Origin of the sequence: Leucobacter exalbidus (assembly GCF_017834145.1) — a bacterium.
GTDB lineage: Bacteria > Actinomycetota > Actinomycetes > Actinomycetales > Microbacteriaceae > Leucobacter > Leucobacter exalbidus.
The window spans coordinates 2,666,615-2,686,103 of record NZ_JAFIDA010000001.1; the positions used below are offsets into that span (position 1 = coordinate 2,666,615).

Consider the following 19,489-nt stretch of genomic DNA (forward strand, 5'->3'; position numbering starts at 1 on the left):
CCCCGTTGCCACCCGGGCTGTGGGACAATGGCCAGGTGAACGACACCACCGAGCCAGACGCACCCGAAATGTCGAGTGTGCAGTCCTGGCACGTCCCCCGCCTCATTACTGCGTGGGCCGCTGCGCTGGTGATGGGAGTGCTGGTGACAGTGCTCGTGCAAGAAAGTGATCGTTTTTCTTGGCTCGTGCTCGCCGTCGGTGTGTCGACCCTCGTCACCTTTGCGCTGCAGATCGGCACGGCCGAACGCGTCGGATTCATCACGCGAGTCTCTTTTAGCGTCGCCGGATCAGTGGTCATCATCGCCGCGATCGACATCGCCGTGCTGATCGCGACGCGTCTTTTCTAGCGGCTGACTAGCAGTAAGGCTGAGCCGTATCTCGCCGCTGGGATGGGCCGTCGCGACATCTGTGCCGCATGGCACCGCAAAGCGCTCACGAGTTGCTAGACTGACCGCATGCTGCTTGCACTTGAACTCTTCTTTCTTGGACTCCTGGGTCTCGCATCGCTCGCGATTGCTTGGGTCTCTGGCACCGTTATCTACAAGCTCTTCAAAGGTCAGCACTAGAAGCGCTTTCCATTAACGAACAGTCTGCGGCGATGAGCGTATTTCTCGATCTCCCCGCAGCGATCGCTGACGAGGCCACCGGTGTGGCCGCCCACTACGGGGAGCCGCTGCGTGAGCAGCGTGCCCTTGAAGGCGGCACCGCTGTCGTTGACCTGTCCCACCGCGGCATCGTGGTGGTGTCGGGTGATGACCGGTTGTCATGGCTGAACTCGATGACGAGTCAGCAGCTCACAGGGCTGCGACCCGGCGAAAGCACTGAGACCCTGCTGCTCGACCCCAATGGGCGTATCGAGTATGCGATCAGGGTCGTTGACGACGGCACCCAAAGCTGGTTGCTCGTTGACGAGGGGCTGGCCGAGCGGCTGACGGCGTTCTTGACGCGCATGCGTTTCGCACTGCGCGTCGTCGTCGCTAATCGCAGCGAAGACTTTGCGGTGGTAGGCGCGTTCGGCAACGGCGCTGCCCTGCGGTTGCTGCGCGAGCTAAACCCTGAAGTTGAATGGGTTGACCCGTGGCAGGGCGTGCAGCGCGGCGGTGTGCAGTATGCGCGCGGCGAGCATGCTGGTGCCCACTGGGAATTCACGCAGTGCGTGTTCGCGCGCGACCGCCTGGCCGCCGTTACCGCGGGGCTCGGCCCCGACGTGCGCGCCGCGGGATTGATGGCGCTTGCCGCGCTTGAGGTGCGCGCCTGGCGCCCTACCCAGCACGGTGACCTCGACGAGCGCTCCATCGCACACGAGTTTGACTGGATGCGCACCGCCGTGCACCTCACGAAGGGGTGCTACCGCGGGCAAGAGACCGTCGCCAAGGTGCACAACCTCGGGCGGCCGCCTCGCCGGCTGACGCTGCTGCACCTCGATGGTTTTCGGGGCGAGCTGCCGGTGCCCGGCGCGCTCGTGTATCTCGCAGACACAGCTAAGGACCCTGAAGCGCGCCCCGTGGGCCGCATCACCCGCGCCACGCTGCACTACGAGTGGGGCGGCATTGCGCTGGCCCTGCTAAAGCGATCGGTGCCCGAGGATGCAGAGCTCGAGGTGCGCAGCGGCGACGCCGGCGCAGACCCCAAATCAAGCGAGGGCGATGTGATCGCCGCGTCACAAGAAGTCATTGTGCCCGCCGATGCCGGTGCCTCGCGCGACATTCCGCGGCTGAAACGGCTCTAAACAGCGGTGCTTTGTGCGCCGAGGCGCCCAACAAACTAAGCTGGAGATATGACGAACAAGCTGATTTTGCTGCGCCACGGCCAGAGCGAATGGAACGAAAAGAACCTGTTCACGGGATGGGTTGACGTACGCCTCACCGATCAGGGACGCGGTGAAGCGGCGCGCGCCGGCGAACTGCTCGCTGAGTCGGGGGTGCTCCCTGATGTGCTGTACACTTCGGTGCTGAGCCGTGCGATTCAGACCGCCAACCTGGCACTCGAAGCCGCCGACCGCATGTGGATTCCCGTTGTGCGCTCATGGCGCTTGAACGAGCGCCACTACGGTGCACTGCAGGGCCTTGATAAGGCCGAGACACTGCAGAAGTACGGTGAGACGCAGTTCATGGAGTGGCGTCGTTCGTACGACACCCCGCCGCCCGTGCTCGAAGACTCCAACGAGTGGTCGCAGGCCAACGATGCGCGCTACGAGGGCATCGACGGAGAGCGCCCTCAGACCGAGTGCCTCGAAGACGTTGTTACTCGCCTGATCCCGTACTGGGAGAACGTGATTCTGCCCGACCTGCGCGCGGGCAAGACCGTACTCGTGACGGCACACGGCAACTCGCTGCGCGCCCTTGTGAAGCACCTCGAAGGCATCTCTGACGAAGACATCGCCGGGCTGAACATCCCCACCGGTATGCCCCTCGTTTACGAGATCGGCGAAGACGGCACCCCCAGTGGCGCCGGCACTTACCTTGATCCTGAGGCTGCTGCCGCTGGCGCTGCCGCAGTGGCTGCGCAGGGTAAGTAACCAGCGCGCCTCACGGCGACGCGCAGATTCAAAGAAAGGGCCCCTCGGAAGAGGGGCCCTTTCTTACGCGCTCAGATAGCTGGAGAGCTGAGACGTCTCGCACGCTCAGGTATCTGATGTACTGCGAAGCGAGGAGGAGTTATTCCTCTTCCTCTTCTTCGGCGCCGTACTTGTTCGCGTACTCCGCCCAAGGGTCTTCATTGTTTTGAGCTTCGGCTTTCGCCGCGAGTTCACGTTCAAGCGCATTGTAGTTCGTATCGGGACTGAAATACTTCAGCTCCCTGGCGACCTTTGTGTGCTTTGCTTTCTGACGGCCGCGCCCCATGCGTGACCCCCTTACACATTCGGGCCCCGCGAAATTACCACGAGGCAGGTACCAATTGAAATAGACGTATGGTGGCGATTCTAGCATGACCGGTCACGCATGCAGTGCGCTGGGGCGCCGGATAGGATGAGGGAATGAAGATTTCGCGTGCTCGACGCAACAGAATTATTCTGTTTGCCTTACTCGCGGTTGCGGTGGTCGTGCTCATCGCTGTGGTGGCCATACTTGCGCCTATTTTGACGCATAAAAGTGCGGGCGGATCTGGGCAAGCTCTCCCCATTGACTATGTTTCAGAGGTCTCTGCGACGGGGGCTGACGGTCGCACGCGCAGCCTCGAGGTCACCGAAACTTCGGGCGAATCTTTTGATCCCGCCAGTGTGCGGCCGGGCGAGTCGCTCACTGTTACTGGCTCGGGTTTTGATGCCGCAATCGGCATATATGTCGCCATCTGTGCGATCCCGAGTGACCCCTCGGTGAAGCCTGGCCCCTGCCTCGGCGGAATTCCTGAGGGCGCAACCGAAGAGTCGGCCGACACCTCGAAGTTCTCGAGCGTGTGGATCTCAGACGATTGGGCCTGGCGTGCGTTTGCGACACAGGGCTACAACGACCCCAAAACGGGCAGCTTCACGACCAGTCTGCTGGTGCCCGCCGCCCAAACCGAGGGCCTTGACTGCACAGTCACGCGCTGCGCCATCACCACCCGCGCCGATCACACCGCGGTCAATGACCGCGTGCAAGACCTGCTGATTCCCATTAGCTTCGCGAAGTAAGCAATAGCGGGCCAAACGCAGGTGCGTCAGCTCAAGGCCCGTCAGCACACGGCGCGTCAGGTCAACCGCTAGCCGATAGCGAGCGGGGCGAGCACGAGCGTCGCCACCGTGAAGATCGCGAGACCCGCAAGGGCGCCCACCACGGTGCCGTTGATGCGAATGAACTGCAGGTCACGGCCGACCTGTAGTTCGATCTTCTCAGCGGCCTCCTGCGCATCCCAGCGCTGCACCGTCTCAGTCACAATGTGCCCGAGGTCGTGACGGTACTCACGCACGAGGTGCTCGACGACCCCCATCACCCAAACATCGATCTTGTACTGCAGGGTGGCGTCGGCGAGCAGCTTGCGCCCAAAGTCCTCTGCCGCGGCGGTCATGCGTGACCGCAGTTCGCTCTCGGGGTCGCCCAGCATGTCGACGACGGCCGCACGCGTTGCTTCCCACGTGCTTTCGGCCAGCGCGCGAATGCGGGGGCTGTCAAAGACCTCGTGCTTAAACGTCTCGAGCTGCGCACGCAAGTGTTCCTGCTGCTGCAAATCTCGCGCCAGGTCTTGCAAGAACTTACGTAGGGCCACGCGAAACGGATGGCTGCGGTCTTCGCTGACGCGGCGCGCAAACCGTACGGCCTCGGTGTGGAGCCGCTGATCAATGAAGCGATCGAGCACGCTCGGCATCCACGCCGGCAGCTGCGAAGACGCGACCTGGTCGAACGCGCCGGGGTGGGCGTCGAGCCAGTCACCGAAGCGATCGGCGGCGATGTCAATGAGCGCTTCCTCGTGCTCACCCGAGATGAACGATTCAATCGCACGGCCGGCCAGCGGCCCCCACTCGGGGTCGACGATGTGTCGGCGTACGAGCGACTCGACAAACGCGCGCACGTCATCGTCATCGAGCACATCGAGGGCGCCCAGCGCCGCGGCCGCCGCGAGGTCGCTGGTGCGGCGTGCGCCAGCGGGGCCCGTGAGCCAGGCGCCAGCGGCCCGCGCGCCACTAATGTTGGCCAGTTTGTCGTGCACCACATCTTCGGCCAGAAAGTTATCTTCGATGAACGACCCCAGGCCCTCACCGATCTCATCTTTCTTGCGCGAGATGAGATTGGTGTGCGGAATCTTGATGCCCATGGGGTGGCGAAACAGCGCGGTGACCGCAAACCAGTCTGCGAGTGCACCGACCATGCCGCCCTCGCTGGCTGCCCGCACGTACCCCCAGGCCGGGTGCACCCCCTGCAGCAGAAACGAAATAACAAACAGCACGGCCATAAACCCGAGCAGCGCAAGCGCGATGATCTGCATGCGGCGCAGACCTCCGAGCCGCTCAAAATCTTCGGGCGTGCGGGCTCCAAGCGTGCGGCGGGGGCGGGTCGGCGACATACCAGTCATTATGCTCCCGGGCGCTGTGCGGTCGCGCATGGAATAATCAAAGACATGCATCTGCTCACGGCGTTCAGCCTGAAGAATCGCGCACTCATCGCGCTTGTGACCATTGTGGCCGCGGTGTTCGGCGTGATCGGGGTAGGTTCACTGAAACAGGAGCTGATGCCCTCAGTCCAGTTTCCGGCCATCGCGGTCGTAGCGACCTATCCGGGCGCGGCCCCCGAGGTCGTGAATGCCGACGTTTCGGGGCCCATCGAAACGGCGTTGCGCGGGGTGCCGCAGCTCGAAGGCACGAGCGCTACCTCAAGCACCGGATCATCGATGGTGTTGGCCCAGTTCACGTACGGTGTCGACCTTGCGGTCACCGAGCAAAAGGTTGAACGGGCCATTAGCCGCATCTCAGCGATGTTGCCGGCCGAGGCTGACACCCAGGTGATCTCGGGCAGCATCGACGACTTCCCCGTGATTCAGGTGGCGGTCACACCGGCTGAGGGGCAAAGCGCTGAGGACGCCGCGGCGCTCGTCACGCGACTGGTAACCCCCAAGCTCAGCGACATTGACGGTGTGCGCGATGCCCAGCTGTCGGGTGACCGCGCTGAACGGGTCGTGATTCGGCCCGATCTGGGGGCGCTCGCAGCTGCCGGGCTGACGACGCAGACGCTCACTGACACGCTGCAGCAAAGTGGTGTGCTGATCGCCGGCGGCACCGTCAGCGAAGATAACCGCACGCTCGCGGTGCAGGCGGGGTCGACTGTGACCTCGGCCGAAGACATTGCGGCGTTGCCGATCGCGGGCACCCCGCTGCCGCCCGCGCCCGCAGAGCTTGAGGTCGGGGGAGCGCTCACTCCGGGCCAACTGCCCGCGCCCGATATGCCCGCCGAGCCCGCGCCGCCGATCACAATCGGCAGCGTTGCCGCGGTCGCAATTGAGCAGGCCCCCGAGTCGAGCATTTCGCGCGTGGACGGGAAGCCCGCGCTCACGATCGCGGTCACGAAGATGTCGGCGGCGAACACGGTTGAGGTATCGCACGCGGTGCAGACCGAGCTCGATGCGCTGGCTTCGCAGCTTGACGGCGCCAAGGTGTCGGTCATCTTTGACCAGGCGCCCTACATTGAAGATTCGGTAGAAACGCTCACCACCGAGGGGCTGCTCGGCCTGCTCTTCGCGGTGCTCGTCATCTTGGTGTTCTTGATGTCGGTGCGCGCGACGCTGGTCACCGCGATCTCCATTCCGGTCTCGGTGCTGTTCACCTTTATCGGCTTAAACTTTGCCGATTACACCCTCAACATGCTCACGCTGGGCGCGCTGACAATCTCCATCGGCCGCGTGGTCGATGACTCGATCGTGGTGATTGAGAACATTAAGCGGCACCTGGGCGAAGCTGGCGACGCGGCTGCGGGCCAGAGCGCGCAGCTGATCGTGCGCGCTGTGCGCGAGGTCTCGGGCGCCATCACCGCCTCAACGGTGACGACGGTCGCGGTGTTCCTGCCGATGGCCTTCGTCGCCGGTATGGTCGGCGAATTGTTCAGACCCTTCGCGTTCACGGTGACGATCGCCCTCGTGGCATCGCTGCTCGTCTCGCTCACCATCGTGCCCGTGCTGGCTTTCTGGTTTCTGCGTACGACCCCGGGGCGCGCACCGCGCAAGGGCATCTGGGGGCGCGCAGCGCGATCCGGATCAGCTTCGCAGGCCCACGCCCCAGAGGCAGCCACCGCGATGCAGCGTGGCTACCGCCCGATCATCGAATGGACGCTTGCGCGGCCCGCGGTCACGCTCATCATTGCCGCGGTGATTTTGGGCGGCACGTTTGCCGCGACGCCGCTGATGAAGACCAACTTCATGGGCGCAGACGGCCAAAACTCGGTCAGCCTCGTGCAGACGCTCGAACCGGGCACGAGCCTCGAAGCACAGCTTGCGCAGGCCGAACGCGTCGAGGAAAGCCTCGACGGCATCGCCGAGGTCGAGTCGGTGCAGGTCACCATCGGCAGCGGTGGCGGCGGTATGGGCGCTATGTTTGGCGGCGGCGGTGACGGTGCGGTGAACTACTCGCTCACCACGGCGGCCGACGCCGATCAGGCGAAGCTGCAAGACCAGATTCGTGACGAGCTCGCGGCCCTCGACGACGCCGGTGAGTTCGCCATTAGCCAGTCGAGCGGCGGCGCAGGCATGTCGAGCTCGATCGCCGTTGACGTGGCGGCGCCAGACCAGGCCACCCTCGCCGACGCCAGCGATGCGGTGCTCGCCGCGCTGCGCGATGAGCCCGGGCTGCAGCAGGTCGAAAGCGATCTGGGGCAGTCACGCCCCTACCTGAGCGTGACGGTGAACCGTGAGCTTGCGGCCTCGGCCGGGGTCAGCGAAGCCGCGGTCGCAGGCCAGATGGCGCAGCAGATGCAGCCGCAGCAGATCGGCCAGATCACGCGCGAGGCAAACGTCACCAGTGTGTACCTCGTGGCGAACGAGATTCCGACCGACCCCGCCGGGGTCGCCGCGCTCGCGATCCAGACCGCGACCGGGCCGCAGCGCCTCGACGCGCTTGCCGCGCTCGAAGTGGTCGACGGGCCCGTGTCGATCCACACCGCCGATGGCGCCCGCACGGTTACCGTGTCGGCGCTGCCCGTGGGCGACGACCTGACCGCTGCAGGCTCGGCGGTCAGCAACGCGCTCGACACGGTCGACCTGCCTGCCGGGGCGACCGCCTCAGTTGGCGGCGTGATGTCTCAGCAGTCTGAAGCATTCGAACAGCTGGGCATTGCGTTGCTCGCCGCAATTCTGATTGTGTACGTCGTGATGGTGGCGACGTTCCGCAGCCTGCTGCAGCCGCTCTTGTTGCTCGCCTCGGTGCCGTTCGCGGCGACGGGTGCGTTGCTGTTGCTGATCTTGACGGGCATTCCGCTAGGGGTTCCGTCGCTGATTGGTGTGCTGATGCTCATCGGTGTCGTCGTCACGAACGCGATCGTGCTCGTCGACCTGGTGAACCAGTACCGTGCGCGCGGTGACGCGCTGCGTGATGCGGTGCTGCACGGCACCCTGCAGCGTCTGCGCCCCATCGTGATGACGGCGCTCGCGACCATTCTCGCGCTCACGCCCATGGCGCTGGGCGTCACCGGGCAGGGCGGGTTCATCTCGCAACCGCTCGCCGTCGTCGTGATCGGCGGGCTGCTGTCATCGACCGTGCTGACGCTCGTTGTGCTGCCGACCCTGTACTACGCGGTCGAGGGGCGACGGGGGCGTGGCCGTGGGCCGCGCCGCTCGGGCGGGCCTGGTGGGACGGGCGGGCCCGGCGGGCTCGGCGGTGCTGGTGGTGAGGCTGCTGTTGCTGGCGTTGCTGGGCTTGGTGGTCTTGACGGCGACACTGGTGAGCGTCGCCGCGCTGGCGGGCCGAGGCGTGCCCGCGGTGCCGGAGTGATTGCGGGTGCCGAGCCGGCCGGTAGCGCTGATCTAGCTGGTGCTGGAACGGGTGCAGGCTTGGCCGGTGCCGGTGCTGCATCTGATGCAGCCGGTGCGATACCGTTTGGCGCGGTGAGCGCTGGCTCTGCTGTTGGGGGCGCCGCTCTTGCCGGTGCCGGGTCGGCTGTCGCCGGGCTGACAGGGGCTGGGGCCGGAGTTGCTGGTGCTGGTGCTGGTGATGGGCCGGCAAGCGCCGACGCTGATGCTGACACCACCGCGAACAGTACATCCGAGGCTGATGGTGAGGCCGCGCAGGAGACAGTGGTCGATGATGCCCCCACCGGGCCTCGTCGTCGCAGCCGTCTGCGTGAACAGCGTGAGCAACGTGAACCCCGCGCACCTCGAATGTCACGCATCGAACGCGCCGTGCGTGAGGCTGACGCAGCCAGTACGGCGGCGGCGGCCGCTGCTGCTGGCGCTGGTGTTGGAGCCGCTGGCATCGCCGCCGGCACTGGCATTACAGGTGGTGCAGCCGCTGAAGCTGCCACGGTTCCTGCAAACCTAGGTGCTGAGGCCATTAGCGCTGATGCGGCTGGTGCTGAGACCGCTGGAGCTGAAACCGCTGATGCTGCGGGCACGACGCCTGCTCCCTCGCACGCAGCAGAGCCCACGCCTGTGGTTCTTCCCGAACAGGCGGAGCCTTACACGCCCAAGCTAAATGCTGCGGACGAGGCCCCGAGTCTGGTTTCTGCGGTGCGGGCTGCTGCGCCTGAGCCTGCCGAGCCCGCTGCACCTGCTGCGCACGCTCCCGCCGCAGTAACTCCGGAAGATTCACTAATTCCGGACACGGAGAGAGAGCTGGGCTCCGGAATTGGTGAAAGCTCCGGAATTGGTGAGGCCAAGACGGCCGAGCCCCAGCCCGAGCTCGACCCCGAGCTCGATGTGCTGCCTGAATCAGCAGAACCTGAGGGTGTGCGCAAGGCCCGAGCCGCTCCGGTGGTGACCGAGCCCGCAAACACTGATGCGCCGGTGGAAATGTCGACCGCGACCGCCGAAATGAGCCTCGCGCTCGAAGATCTCGGGTTCACGGGTGACCAGAATCCGCTGGTGTCACGCTCGGTCGACCCCAGCGTGGCTGCGCGGTTGCGTCGGGCTGAGCAACCGCTCACTGAAGACGTCATGCCTACGCCTCCTGCGAAGTTTGCGTCTGATGTGTGGGATCCGACCTCGCGAGACGATCTGGCTCCGTTGGTGCTGCCCGGTCCGCTTGAGGCCGAAGCTCAGGGCGCGAAGTCTGCAAGCTCCGCAGCAACGGCAGCCCCCGAGGACCACGAGGAAATCTCGCTGCCCTTGATGCCTGGCGAAGTTGCGCCGGTGGTTGAAGCTGAGGTCGAGGCTGCGGCGGTGCCCGAGGCTGCGCCGGTGGTTGAAGCTGAAGCCGAGGCTGCGCCCGAGCCCGCAGCGGTCGCCGCAACGCGGCTCATGCCCGAGGTCGAGCCTGATCCCGAGCTCGTCGTTGCCACGCAGGTACTGCCCGTGGTTGCGCCCGACCCCGCCCCGGCTCCCGCAGAGGAACCGTGGGACATCGAAGCCGACGAAGCTGATGAATCCAACGAAGCTGAGCGCTCTGACGACGCTGATGAGTCGGCTGAACCCGAGGCGCCAGCGATCAACCGTCCACTGGCACCCCCTGGCATGTTCCAGGCGCCGCCGGTGACCGCCCCTCCCGTTACGGGAGAGCTGAACTGGGAGCAGCTGATGTGGGAGGCAACGCAGGAGGCCGAGGGTGGCCCTGCAGACGAGCCAACAGCGGAGGCCAGCACCGAACCTGCGGCTGCAGAACCCTCTGACCAGGCACCCATCAGTGCCAACGATCCGGCCGAATCATCGGCCCCCAAAACTCACCCGGCGGAGGATTCCGACCGGGTAAATGACACCGGCAAATCGCCGAGCGAGGAGCACTAGTCTTATGGCCAAGGGCCGAAGCGGTGGGTTCAAACCCCCCGCCAATTTCGAGCCGGGGCGCAACCCCCGCAACAAATCATCGCGCTTCCGCGACGCCGCAGGTAAGCCTGCTGGCGGCGGCAAGTCTCGCGATACCGACGGGAACGGCGGCAAGAACGGCGGCGCCAAGAACGGTGGCAACATCGACCGGTCGGCGCCCCGCAAGAGCGGATCAGCCAACGTGGTCACCCCGCGATTGGTGGGAGGGCGCCCGGCTACTGGGCGATCCGGATCAGAATCCACGAGCCACCAGAGTTCTGAGCGACTTGCTTCAGAGCGCTACACGGGCGGCAAGAACGCGGCCGCGCGTGCATCGCGCGTGCACGGTCGCGCGGTTGACCCGCAGAAGGAAGCGATGGAGCGGCAGCGCGAGCTGCACCGCGCCCCGCTGCCCGAGGCCGTACACACCACGGTGGCCGACGCCGCTGGCGTCACCTTTGCCGATCTCGGCCTGGGCGGCAACCTCGTGCGCGTGCTCGGTGAGCTGGGCGCCGAGACGCCGTTTCCGGTGCAGGTCGCCACGATCCCCGATTCGATCGCGGGCCGTAACGTGCTCGGGCGCGCGAACACCGGGTCGGGTAAGACCATTGCCTTCGGTGCCGCGCTCGTGGAGCGCATGCTGAAGCTGAAGGCCGAGGGGCTCATTCCCCGCACGCCGAAGCCCGCCGCCGCCCAGCGCGGTGTGCGTGGCAAGGCACCCGCGGTGCGCAACCCGAAGGCACTGATTCTGGCGCCGACGCGTGAGCTCGCGCTGCAGATCGACCGCACCATTCAGCCGCTGGCGCGCTCGGTGGGGTTCTACACGGCGCAGCTCGTTGGCGGTGTGCCGATCGACTCGCAGATTCACGCGCTTGAGCGCGGGGTCGACATTATTATCGGCACCCCCGGCCGTATTCAGGATCTCGTGGATCGCCGTCGCCTCGACCTGCGCGAGGTGCTCGTGAGCGTCGTTGACGAGGCCGATCACATGTGTGAGCTCGGCTTTCTCGAGGCCGTGCAGAAGGTGCTGCGCCAGACCGTGCGCGGCAGCCAGCGGTTGCTGTTCTCGGCCACGCTTGACGGCGAGGTCGCAGACCTGGTGGCTGAGTTCTTGCGTGACCCCGCGGTGCACATTGCTGAAGAGCGTGCGCCCGGAAACGTCGACCACAATGTGCTCGTGGTGAAGCGCGAGGAGCGCGACGCGGTGCTCGTGCAGCTGGCCAAGCGTCGCGGGCGCACCATGCTGTTCTGCCGCACGCGCGCCTACGCCGAAGCCGTCACCAATCTGCTCGAGCTTGAGGGCGTGCGCGCCGTTGAGCTGCACGGCAACCTGAGCCAGGCCCGCCGCGAGCTAAACCTTGAAAAGTTCAGCACCGGCAAGGTGTCTGTGCTGGTGGCCACCGACGTGGCCGCCCGCGGTATTCACGTGGATGGCGTGGACTATGTGGTGCAGGCCGATCCTCCCGCAGATTACAAAACCTATCTGCACCGCACCGGTCGCACCGGTCGCGCGGGCAGTGACGGCGAAGCCACCCTGCTGATTTCGCGGGTGCGGCAGGCGCGCACCGATGAATTGTTGGCCGACGCAAAGATCACGCCCAACTTCTTCGCCGACTTCACTCCGGGTGATCGTTTGCCGCGGGGGCAGTCCTCGAGTCGTTGATGAAAGTGACACACGAAGCGGCCCATTTATGTAGGGTATAGCTAAGTGGTGTGGGCGGGGGTGGGGCGACATTTGTCGCCCCACCCCCGCTTGCTTGAAAGCACAGGGGCGGATGCCTAGGCTGGCGACAGCGCCGGGTTGCCCGGCATGCACAATGCTGTCACACGCAGATGCTGTCAAAAGGAGCACTCATGAGCACCACCAGCCCCCAGTCGACACCCCGCATTAACGTCACCCAGGTGGGTGACGCCCTGCTCGGCCGTTGGAAGGCCGAGCGACTCGAATCTCGCGCCCTCGCCTCAGACCCGCGGCTGCACACCATCCCCGGGCAGCCGATGGCTGAACACCGTGAGCGTGCGCTGTCGCAGCTCGGTATTCTCGTCGAGAACGGCGCCATTCAGCGGGCCTTCCCCTCAGATCTGGGCGGCGCAGACAACCACGGCGGCAACATCGCTGCATTCCAAGAGCTCGTGCTGGCCGACCCGTCCATGCAGATCAAGGGCGGCGTGCAGTGGGGCCTCTTCGGCGCAGCCATCTTGCACCTGGGCACCCGCGCACACCACGAAGCGTGGTTGCCCGACGTCATCAGCCTGAAGCTGCCCGGCGCCTTCGCCATGACCGAGATTGGTCACGGCTCTGACGTGGCCTCGATCGGCACCACGGCCACGTATGACGAGGCCACCGAAGAATTTGAAATCCACACCCCGTTCGCGGGCGCGTGGAAGGAATTCCTTGGCAACGCCGCACTGCACGGGCAGGCCGCGGTGGTCTTCGCGCAGCTCATCACGAAGGGCGTGAACCACGGCGTGCACGCCTTCTTCGTGCCCATTCGCACCCCTGCGGGCGACATGCTGCCGGGCATCGGCAGCGAAGACGACGGTGTCAAGGGTGGCCTGAACGGCATCGACAACGGGCGGCTGCACTTCACACACGTGCGCATTCCCCGCACGAACCTGCTCAACCGCTACGGCGATGTTGCCGCAGACGGCAGCTACTCGTCGTCGATCGACAGCCCGGGCCGCCGCTTCTTCACGATGATCGGCACCCTCGTACAGGGTCGTGTGTCACTCGACGGCTCGGCGGTGCGCGCGATGCAGGCTGCGCTCACGATCGCGATCACCTACGGCAGCCAGCGCCGCCAGTTTCCCGGCGCCTCGGGCCGCGAGACGGTGCTGCTTGACTACGGTCAGCACCAGCGCCGCCTGATCCCCAGGCTGGCGCAGAGCTACGCGATGGCGTTCGCTGATGAGAAGCTGCTGACGGTGTTCGATGAGGTGTTCTCGGGTGCCCGCGACACCGCCGAGAACCGCGAGGATCTCGAAACGCTCGCCGCTGCGTTCAAGCCGCTGTCGACGTGGGCCGCGCTCGATACGCTGCAAGAGACCCGCGAAGCGTGCGGTGGTGCCGGGTTCATTGCGAAGAACCGGTTCACCTCACTGCGCGCCGATCTCGACATCTACGTCACCTTCGAGGGCGACAACAACGTGCTGCTGCAGCTCGTGGGCAAGCGCCTGCTGAAGGACTACGCGGCCCAGTTCGCCGGCGGCGACAAGGCCGCGCTGGCGAAGGCCGCGGCCACCCAGCTGGGCGACAAGGTGAGCCGATTTGGGCTGCGCCAGATGGGGCAGAGCATCGCCGACCTCGGCCAGGTGAGCCGCTCGGTCGAGAGCGTGCGCGCGCCCGAGGCGCAGCGCGCGCTGCTCGCCGATCGCGTCGAAACGATGGTCGCCGAGGTGGCCCTCGCCCTGCGCGAAGCCGGGAAGGGGATTCCCCGCGAGCAGAAGCAGGCCCGTGCCATCGCGCAGGAGGCTGCCTTCAACGCGCAGCAGCACAAGCTGATCGCTGCGGCCCGCGCGCACGCCGAACTGCTGCAGTGGGAGGCGTTCACCGAGGCACTCGAAGGCATCACCGACGCCGATTCGAAGCGGGTACTCACCTGGCTGCGTGACCTCTTCGGCCTCGGCCTGATCGAGGAGCACGCCGCCTGGTACCTGATCGCAGGCCGCATGTCGGCGCACCGTGCCGAAGCCGTGACGGCGTACATTGACCGGCTGATCGGCCGGTTGCGCGACCAGTCCCTCGACCTCGTTGCCGCGTTTGGGCTCACCCCCGAGCTGCTGCGCGCCGAAATCGCTACGGGCATTGAAGCCGAACGCCAGGCTGAGGCGCAGGCCTACGTCGAGGGCGAGCGGGCGGCGGGCCGCTGGCCGATCCACGAGAAGGAGCTGCGCAGCAAGGCAAAGGCCGCACGCAAGGCCGAGACCGCGGTCGGTTAAGCGCGTATGTAATTTGATCCGGATCCCGGCCCAGCCCGCGAGTCGCCTACAGGCGCTCGCGGGCTGGGCTCGTTGTGGGGCTGGCGCCACCGGGCCTCGGGGACACCGGGGCCGAGATGCGGGGCCTCGTAGCCACGAATGCTCGCTACAGTGGAGGGCATGACTGAGCTGCGTAGCCTGTACCCGCCCATTGAGCCCTATGACCACGGCATGCTCGCCGTGGGGGATGGGCACGAGGTGTACTGGGAGGTGTGCGGTAACCCTGCCGGCAAGCCCGTGGTGTTTGTGCACGGCGGCCCGGGCGGCGGTTGCGGCACCGATCAGCGGAGGTTCTTCGACCCCGAGAAGTACCGCATCGTGTTGTTTGATCAGCGTGGGTGCGGGCGCAGCCTGCCGCACGCGAGTGATCCCGCTGCCGACCTCGCGACGAACACAACCTGGCATCTCGTGCGCGATATGGAGCTGCTGCGCGAGCACTGCGGGTTCGACGCCTGGCAGGTGTTTGGTGGATCGTGGGGGTCGACGCTCGCGCTGGCCTACGCGCAGACACACCCCGAGCGCGTCACCGAGCTCGTACTGCGGGGCATCTTTACCCTGCGCAAGAGCGAACTTGAGTGGTTCTACCAAACGGGCGCTTCGCACCTGTTCCCCGATGTGTGGGAGGAATACCTGGCGCAGATTCCCGAGGCCGAGCGGGGCGACCTGATGGCCGCGTATCACCGCAGGCTGTTCGACGTTGACCCGGCCGTGCACGTGCCGGCAGCCGTCGCGTGGACTGTGTGGGAAAACTCAACGGTGCACCTGCACCCCGATGAAGCGGCCATCGCAGAGGCCCGCGCCGATGAGGCCGCGGCCGTGGCGTTCGCGCGCATCGAGAACCACTTCTTCATGAACGGTGGGTTCATGGAAGACGGGCAGCTCATTCGTGACGCCGCCGACAAGCTCGCGGGCATTCCCGGGGTAATCGTGCAAGGGCGCTATGACGTGTGCACGCCCGCCCGCACTGCGTGGGATCTGCACCGGGCATGGCCCGAAGCCGAGTTCGAGATGGTCGCCGACGCCGGGCACACGGCACTCGAGCCCGGCAACATTGATGCGCTCGTGCGCGCCACCGATCGTTTCGCTGCCGCGGCGGGCGAAGGCGCGGGCGAATAAATCTTGCGCGTCACACCGGTACGACGATGGGCGCCTTAAGCGTCTTCATTACGATCGTCGATGTGATCTTGCGCACGCCGGGGAGCCCCGAGAGCACCTCGTCGAAGAATCGCTGGTAACTCATGAGATCTGGCGCGAGCACCCGCAAGAGGTAGTCGATATCGCCGAAGAGGCGCTGTCCCTCAACCACCTGCGGTTGCTCGTCGACCTGGCGCTCGAACTCACGAATGGTGGGCCCATCAGTGAGGTTGAGCTGCACAAACACAATGGCTTCAAACGAGAGGCCCACACGCTCGGGGTCAACGTCGGCGTGATAGCCGCGAATCACGCCGCTGGCCTCGAGTTCTTTCATGCGACGCAGCGTCGGCGCCACGGTGAGCCCCACGTGTTGGGCCAGTGTCGTGGCACTTTCTCTGCCCGAGATTTGCAACTCGTGCAATATTTCTCTATCAATCGCGTCCATAGCGCTAATTCTATGCGCGATACCCGGGGGTTTGCGCTCAATCGCACCAGCACTTGGTGACGATTTTTCCCTACGCTTCAGACCATGGACATGGCACTGCTTGGCGCATTCGCAATTTCGGGGCTCGGCTTCGCCGTGCTGCCCGGCGCAGACTGGGGATACGCGATCGCTACAGGAGTGCGCGGCCGCGGTATTTGGCCTGCCATTTCGGGCATGGTGCTCGGCTATGTGATCCTCACCGTTGCCACCGCCTTTGGCGTGGCCGCACTGATCGCTTCGTCGCCGCGGGCACTCGGCATCATCACCCTGGTGGGCGCCGCCTACCTGAGCTGGCTCGGTGTGCAGACGCTGCGCTCGGCGCACGCGGCGAGCTACGCCGAGGCCGCAGGAACGCCGGGATCGCTGCGTCGCATGTTTGCGAAGGGCGTGGCCACGAGCGGCACGAACCCCAAGGGGCTGCTGTTGTTTGTGGCGCTGCTGCCCCAATTTGTGTCGTTGCAGGCCGGGTGGTCAGCGAGTGCACAAATGCTCGTGCTCGGCTTCGTGTTTACGATCACCGTGGCGGTGATCTACACGCTCGTTGCATTTATGTCGAAGCGGGTAGTGTCGCAGCGGCCCGAGTTTGCGCGCTACGTGTCGTACGCGAGCGGCGTCATGATGCTCGTACTCGCCGCTGTGCTCGTCGCTGAGCAGCTACTGGGGTAACGGGTCACCCGGGGGCTGAAAGTGCCCGAGAATCCATTAAATCCTTGTGTATCGCGCACGTGATGTGTGCGATGCACAAGGATTTAATGATGGAATGAGAAGCTAACGACGCTTTCCTGAGCCCTTTTTGCCCTTGCGTTCAGCCCGCCGTGCGGCCTTTTCGCGCTCGGCCTTCTCCTTTGCCGCAGCGAGCTGGGCGCCACGAGAGTTGGGCTTCAGCTTGGGTTTCGCCTTCTTTGGCTGAACCTGTCGCACCTTGGCCGGTGCCGCGGTGGGGGCGCCCGCGGCGGGAGACCCCTCGCGTGAACTGCGTGCGGTGCGGCCGCGCAGAATGCCGGCGAGCTGCTGCATATCAGCGTTGTCGCTGTCGATCTCCCACGTCGCCCACACCGTGGTCGCCGCGAGCGCCGGGTTCCCCACGACCTTCAGCAGCGCATGCGCCTTCTTGCTCGACAGGTGGCGCGACAGCGGCATCGGCAACAGCATGCCGCCCGCACCGGTGGCGACGAGATCGAGCGCCGAGCGCGCGTTGCGGGGCTTCCACGCCGGGTCATCCCACGGGGTGGGGGCCGGCCACTCGGGGGCATGATCGGGGTGGTCGAGCAAATTGATAAGCGATAAATCGTGCACGTGAATCTCGGCCTCTTCGGCGAGCTCGTGATCGACGGGCACTACCAGCGCGATCGACTCGTCATACAGTCGCAGTGCGCGGCGGCTTCCGTTGGGGCCGGTGTGCTCGGGCTCAGCACCCGGGGCGGTGCGCTCGAGCAGCATGTCGTAGTCGGGGCTGATCTGCTTCTGCGGTGAGAACGCCGCAGCCACCGGCACCAACTGCAGCTGCGTGTGAGTGGCGACCAAGTACCGCTTTGCCCACTTCGTAGGCGCGATGCCGCGCACGAACCCGAGACGCAAGCCCAGCGCAGTCGCGGTGGGATCGGGCACGGCCTCAGCTGTACCGGTTACCTCGAGATCGGTCACCGCAAGATCAGTGATCTCCAGTTCATCGGTCTCGGGGGCGTGGGTATCGTGTTCGCTCACAGGGCGACCTCCGCGTAGATTTCGTGCGTGTAGGGCAGGCGGGCGCTTGATAGCGCGAGCCGGTAATCGGTGGTGCTGGGGGATGTCGTGGTGGGGGAGCCCTGATCTCGGGGAAACCGCAGCGGAGTGCCCTCGTCAAGATAGTGGGGCAGCGCAAGCTGTGCGTGTCCCTGCGGTGGCAAACCGCTCGCGGGCACCACCCGCCACCACGGCACCGCGTGGCCAAACAGGGCGAGTACCCGACCCACCGCGCGCGGCGCCGAAGAGCCGACCGCGAGGCCCACATCACCGTATGTCATGACCCGGCCCGCTGGGATGCGGCGCGCGACGTCAAGCACGGCGTCGACGAACTCGGGGCTGGGCATGGGATAAGACTACGCGCCCACCGGGCAGCGCTGGTGCGCGTAACTCAGAAAACGGCGGTGCGGGGGCAGCTGAGCCCAGAAATGACACAGGCCGACCCGCGCTCGCGTTACTGCTGCGAGGGCGGGTCGGCCTGTCACTTCGCTGGGGTTAGCGGCGACCGAACTGCGCCGCGGCCGGGCAATCGAAGGGATCGCGTGCGGCGAGCCCCACGCGGTTCAAGTACTCGATCACAATGGCGTACGACTGCATGATCGTGGTCTCGGTGTAGGGCACGTTGAGACGCTCGCAGTGCTCCTTGACGATCTTGCTGGCGCGGCCCAGGTAGGGGCGGGCCATGCTGGGGAAGAGGTGGTGCTCGGCCTGGTAGTTCAGGCCGCCGAACAAGATGGTGGACCACCAGCCGCCGCTCACGTTGCGTGAGGTGCGCACCTGCTTGGTGAAGAAGTCGAGCTTGGCATCGTGGGCGATGACCGGCATGCCCTTGTGGTTGGGGGCGAACGAGGCACCCATGTACACGCCAAACACGGCGATCTGTACGGCCGAGAACGCGAATGCCTTACCGAGCGGCAAGAACATGAAGATCGGAGCATAGAACAAAATGAAGCGCGCGGTGATCATCGACAGCTCGGCCCAGCGGCCCTTGACGGGGCCACGGCTGCAGAGGTGACGAATACCGTGCAGGTGGAGGTTGAGACCCTCAAGCGTGAGCAGCGGGAAGAAGAACCAGCCCTGGCGCTTGTTAATGGCGCGCACAAAACCGCGAGCCTGCGCCGCATCCTCTTCGAGGAACGCGATCGTGTCGACCTCGATATCGGGGTCCTTGCCGACGCGGTTGGGGTTCTGGTGGTGCCGCGAGTGCTTTGAGTCCCACCACGAATAGCTCATGCCCACAGAGGCGATGATCACGCGAGCGAGGCGATCGTTCGCGGGGCCCGTGTTGAGCACGATGCGGTGGGCCGCTTCGTGGCCGATAAAGGCGACCTGAGTGAGCATAAAGCCCACGCCGAAAGCGATGAGGAGCTGGAACCAGCTGTCACCAAGCAGAATGAACCCGGCGGTGAGCGCCGCAAATCCGAGCAGAATGCCGCCACCGAGCAGGGCGTAGAACCAGCGAGCACGCTTCAACAGGCCCGCTTCGCGCACCTCAAGAGAAACTTCCTTGTAGGCCTTCGCGATCGGAGGGAAGTCTTGAGCACGGGCGCGTGTGTAACGCAGCTCGCCGAGCTGACCTTGTGGCTGTTGGCCTTGCTGATCCTGGGCAAGGGTAGACGTCAGCGTCATGATCGGCACCTGGTTCCCTTCGGGCGACGCGAAGACGCCCGGTCGGTGAAACTGAAGCTAAAGGCATTTGCCAATCGCTGCGCCCAATGTACCTGCTTTAGCATGCACGAACCGGTATGTGGGCCGTGTAACTGGTGTGCATGGCGGTTTGGGGGAGAAACGCGGGATCCGGATCAAGATCAGATCCCG

At 65.4% G+C, this 19,489-nt stretch carries 15 protein-coding genes; 9 read left to right on the forward strand and 6 right to left on the reverse strand.

The window, feature by feature from the left end; translation table 11 throughout:
* Window positions 1-35 precede the first annotated feature (35 nt).
* The 3 genes from JOF28_RS12040 to JOF28_RS12050 all read left to right on the forward strand — a co-directional run bounded on the left by JOF28_RS12040 (window position 36) and on the right by JOF28_RS12050 (window position 2,518).
* The gene (locus JOF28_RS12040; protein WP_342452168.1) at window positions 36-347 is read left to right on the forward strand and encodes a hypothetical protein; all 312 of its coding nucleotides are present in this window, start codon (window positions 36-38) and stop codon (window positions 345-347) included.
* Window positions 348-598: 251 nt separating this feature from the next.
* Window positions 599-1,729 carry a CAF17-like 4Fe-4S cluster assembly/insertion protein YgfZ gene (gene ygfZ, locus JOF28_RS12045; RefSeq protein ID WP_209705960.1) on the forward strand — a complete coding sequence of 377 codons (1,131 nt, stop codon included), beginning with the start codon at window positions 599-601 and terminating at the stop codon, window positions 1,727-1,729.
* A 48-nt stretch (window positions 1,730-1,777) separates the two neighbouring features.
* Entirely contained in the window at window positions 1,778-2,518 is a 741-nt protein-coding gene (locus JOF28_RS12050) for a phosphoglyceromutase (RefSeq protein WP_209705961.1), read from the forward strand.
* Window positions 2,519-2,657: 139 nt separating this feature from the next.
* On the opposite strand, the gene JOF28_RS12055 is transcribed toward JOF28_RS12050, so the two are convergent.
* Entirely contained in the window at window positions 2,658-2,843 is a 186-nt protein-coding gene (locus tag JOF28_RS12055) for a DUF3073 domain-containing protein (protein ID WP_209705962.1), read from the reverse strand.
* A gap of 134 nt (window positions 2,844-2,977) precedes the next feature.
* Between JOF28_RS12055 and JOF28_RS12060 the strand changes: the two genes are divergently transcribed.
* Window positions 2,978-3,613, forward strand: a complete 636-nt coding sequence (locus JOF28_RS12060; RefSeq protein WP_209705963.1) for a hypothetical protein — start codon at window positions 2,978-2,980, stop codon at window positions 3,611-3,613.
* A 68-nt stretch (window positions 3,614-3,681) separates the two neighbouring features.
* On the opposite strand, the gene JOF28_RS12065 is transcribed toward JOF28_RS12060, so the two are convergent.
* A complete protein-coding gene (locus JOF28_RS12065; RefSeq protein WP_209705964.1) occupies window positions 3,682-4,980 on the reverse strand; it encodes a DUF445 domain-containing protein in 1,299 nt (432 codons plus the stop codon).
* Window positions 4,981-5,034: 54 nt separating this feature from the next.
* Between JOF28_RS12065 and JOF28_RS12070 the strand changes: the two genes are divergently transcribed.
* The 4 genes from JOF28_RS12070 (at window position 5,035) to pip (ending at window position 15,447) form a co-directional block, all read left to right on the forward strand.
* A complete protein-coding gene (locus tag JOF28_RS12070) occupies window positions 5,035-10,335 on the forward strand; it encodes an efflux RND transporter permease subunit (RefSeq protein WP_209705965.1) in 5,301 nt (1,766 codons plus the stop codon).
* Between the two features lie 4 nt (window positions 10,336-10,339).
* On the forward strand, window positions 10,340-12,016 hold the full coding sequence (locus tag JOF28_RS12075) for a DEAD/DEAH box helicase (protein ID WP_209705966.1): 1,677 nt from the start codon (window positions 10,340-10,342) through the stop codon (window positions 12,014-12,016).
* A 191-nt stretch (window positions 12,017-12,207) separates the two neighbouring features.
* A complete protein-coding gene (locus tag JOF28_RS12080; protein WP_209705967.1) occupies window positions 12,208-14,292 on the forward strand; it encodes an acyl-CoA dehydrogenase family protein in 2,085 nt (694 codons plus the stop codon).
* Window positions 14,293-14,451: 159 nt separating this feature from the next.
* A complete protein-coding gene (gene pip / locus JOF28_RS12085) occupies window positions 14,452-15,447 on the forward strand; it encodes a prolyl aminopeptidase (protein WP_209705968.1) in 996 nt (331 codons plus the stop codon).
* Window positions 15,448-15,457: 10 nt separating this feature from the next.
* Here pip and JOF28_RS12090 read toward each other — a convergent pair whose 3' ends face one another.
* Window positions 15,458-15,910: an Lrp/AsnC family transcriptional regulator gene (locus tag JOF28_RS12090; RefSeq protein WP_209705969.1), complete on the reverse strand. Its 453-nt coding sequence runs from the start codon at window positions 15,908-15,910 to the stop codon at window positions 15,458-15,460.
* 84 nt (window positions 15,911-15,994) lie between these two features.
* Between JOF28_RS12090 and JOF28_RS12095 the strand changes: the two genes are divergently transcribed.
* Window positions 15,995-16,615 (forward strand): LysE family translocator, encoded by a 621-nt coding sequence (locus tag JOF28_RS12095; protein WP_209705970.1) that lies wholly within the window; start codon window positions 15,995-15,997, stop codon window positions 16,613-16,615.
* A gap of 102 nt (window positions 16,616-16,717) precedes the next feature.
* Here the strand turns inward: JOF28_RS12095 and JOF28_RS12100 are convergent, their stop codons facing one another.
* The 3 genes from JOF28_RS12100 to JOF28_RS12110 all read right to left on the reverse strand — a co-directional run bounded on the left by JOF28_RS12100 (window position 16,718) and on the right by JOF28_RS12110 (window position 19,300).
* Window positions 16,718-17,653 (reverse strand): LysR family transcriptional regulator, encoded by a 936-nt coding sequence (locus JOF28_RS12100; protein WP_342452169.1) that lies wholly within the window; start codon window positions 17,651-17,653, stop codon window positions 16,718-16,720.
* Window positions 17,650-18,018 (reverse strand): MGMT family protein, encoded by a 369-nt coding sequence (locus JOF28_RS12105; RefSeq protein ID WP_209705971.1) that lies wholly within the window; start codon window positions 18,016-18,018, stop codon window positions 17,650-17,652. The genes JOF28_RS12100 and JOF28_RS12105 overlap by 4 nt, the downstream gene beginning before the upstream one ends.
* Window positions 18,019-18,166: 148 nt before the next feature.
* Complete coding sequence (locus JOF28_RS12110; RefSeq protein ID WP_209705972.1) at window positions 18,167-19,300, reverse strand: fatty acid desaturase family protein; 1,134 nt, start codon at window positions 19,298-19,300, stop codon at window positions 18,167-18,169.
* Window positions 19,301-19,489 lie beyond the last annotated feature (189 nt).